Origin of the sequence: Mesorhizobium sp. M7A.F.Ca.US.002.01.1.1 (assembly GCF_004022955.1) — a bacterium.
In the GTDB taxonomy this organism is placed as follows: domain Bacteria; phylum Pseudomonadota; class Alphaproteobacteria; order Rhizobiales; family Rhizobiaceae; genus Mesorhizobium; species Mesorhizobium ciceri.
Genome location: NZ_RZQE01000757.1, coordinates 1 through 1901, shown reverse-complemented (window position 1 = coordinate 1901; position 1901 = coordinate 1). Strand labels below are relative to the sequence as shown.

At 64.8% G+C, this 1901-nt stretch carries 3 protein-coding genes; 1 reads left to right on the top strand and 2 read right to left on the bottom strand.

Annotation, left to right across the window (positions count from 1 at the left end):
• The coding region (locus EN932_RS35090) for an NAD(P)-dependent alcohol dehydrogenase (RefSeq protein ID WP_164890810.1) at window positions 1–816 on the bottom strand (816 nt) is incomplete at its 3' end.
• A 102-nt stretch (window positions 817–918) separates the two neighbouring features.
• Here EN932_RS35090 and EN932_RS35085 point away from each other — a divergent pair.
• A complete protein-coding gene (locus EN932_RS35085) occupies window positions 919–1527 on the top strand; it encodes a TetR/AcrR family transcriptional regulator (protein ID WP_127369263.1) in 609 nt (202 codons plus the stop codon).
• Between the two features lie 93 nt (window positions 1528–1620).
• Here EN932_RS35085 and EN932_RS35080 read toward each other — a convergent pair.
• Window positions 1621–1901 (bottom strand): TCP-1/cpn60 chaperonin family protein (locus tag EN932_RS35080; RefSeq protein WP_281034558.1); only part of this gene is annotated, 281 nt, incomplete at its 5' end.

The window sequence follows — 1901 nt, the reverse complement described above, 5'->3', positions numbered from 1 at the left end:
CTGGTAGAGTGCCGCCGGCAGCTGGATCGATCCGCCTTTCGCATCCTGCAGCGTCAAGAGCACGATGTGCCCGTAAAGCGTGCTGGCGATCAGCGACTGCGCGAAGGTCGCCGGGCCACCGGTCTCGACGACGAGATCGATGCCGCCGGTCTGGTCGCGGACGGCCGCACCCCATTGCGGCATATCCGGTGTCGAAATCACCAGGTCGGCGCCCAGCGCCCGCAGCCTGTCGGCTTTCTCGCCGCGCGAGGTGACGACGGCGACATGGCAGCCGAGCAGCTTGGCGAACTGCAATGCAAAGAGCGAGACGCCGCCCGAGCCGATGACCAGAACCCATTGGCCGGGCTTCGGAATTCCGGCGCCCGTCACCGCATTCCAGGCGGTCAGGCCGGCGCAGGTCAGCGTTGCGGCCTCTTGCCAGTCGAGATGATCGGGCAGCCGCACCGCCCATTGTTCGTCGAGAACCGCATATTCCGCCAGCATGCCGTCCAGCGTGCAGCCGAGCTGGTCGACGAGCCCGGCATGGATGCGGCCGTCGATCCAGCGCGCGAAATAGCTGCCGGTGACACGGTCGCCGACGGCAAAGCGGGTGACGGCAGCGCCGACGGCGACAACCTCACCAGCCCCGTCGCTCAGCGGAACGACGCCTTGGCGTGGCGGCAGCGGATAGGTGCCGTTGAGGATCATCGTGTCGCGTCGGTTGAGCGATGTGGCGCGAACGCGCACCACGATCTCATGCGGTTTCGGCTCTGGCTGCGCCGCCTCGCGCATCACCAGGGATTCGGTCCCGGATCCTTCGAGGCGGTAGTTGCGCATTTCGTTCTCCTCAAGGAATATATAGACTGATCTACATATTATGTAGACCGATTGTGATATTCTGCGCAAGGCCTATAATGATTCCTACTGACAGAGGTTGACATGGCCAACGACACCCGCACCCGCATACTCGAGACGACTGGGCTGCTGCTCAGGCAGCACGGCTATCACGGCACCTCGCTCAACGACATATTGAGCGCCAGCGGCGCACCGCGGGGCTCGCTGTATTTTCATTTTCCCGGCGGCAAGGACCAATTGGTCATCGAGGTGACGCGCGCCAGCGTTGCCGACGTGACGGAGAGGCTGGGCGAAGCGCTGGCCGCCGAAAAGGATCCGGCGGTAGCCGTCCATCATATCTACCAGTCGGTGGGGCGCATGCTGGAAGACAACCAGTTTTCACTCGGCTGTCCGATCGCGCCTGTCGTGCTGGACTCGCCCACCGACGTGCCGGAACTGGCGGAGTTGTGCCGCTCGGCCTTCGAACAGTGGATAGGTCTGCTGCGGGACGCCTTCGTCAGGGCAGGGGTGCCCGCGCGCCGCGCGCATGCATTGGCACTGCTGGTCGAATCGTCACTGGAAGGGCTGATGGTGATCGCCCGCGCCACCCGAGACCGCGCCCCCTTACAGGCGGTGGCTGATGAGGTCGCGGCGTTGATCGAAGCCGCGGTGCTTGCTGGCGAGGTAAAGCAACGCGCGGATGCCGCCGTCTGAGAACCGACGGAGGCGCGGCGATCGAGGTCCGCGTAAACGAAAAGGGCGGCATCTCTGCCGCCCTTTCCGTATCTGAAGGCTGATAGGGCTGGATTAGAAATCCATGCCGCCCATGCCGCCCATGCCGCCGCCGCCCATGCCGCCAGGCATGCCGCCGCCAGCCGACTCCTTCTTCGGAGCCTCCGCGATCATGGCTTCGGTGGTGACGAGCAGGCCGGCGACCGAGGCCGCGTCCTGGAGAGCGGTGCGGACAACCTTGACCGGATCGACGATACCCATGGCGATCATGTCGCCATAGTCGCCGGTCTGGGCGTTGTAGCCGAAGGTCGCGCCCTTGTTCTCAAGGATCTTGCCGGCAACGATCGATGCTTCCG

Coding starts and splice junctions, on each gene's coding strand:
- EN932_RS35085 (WP_127369263.1), top strand. CDS start 919: ATGGCCAACGACACCCGCACCCGCATACTCGAGACGACTGGGCTGCTG.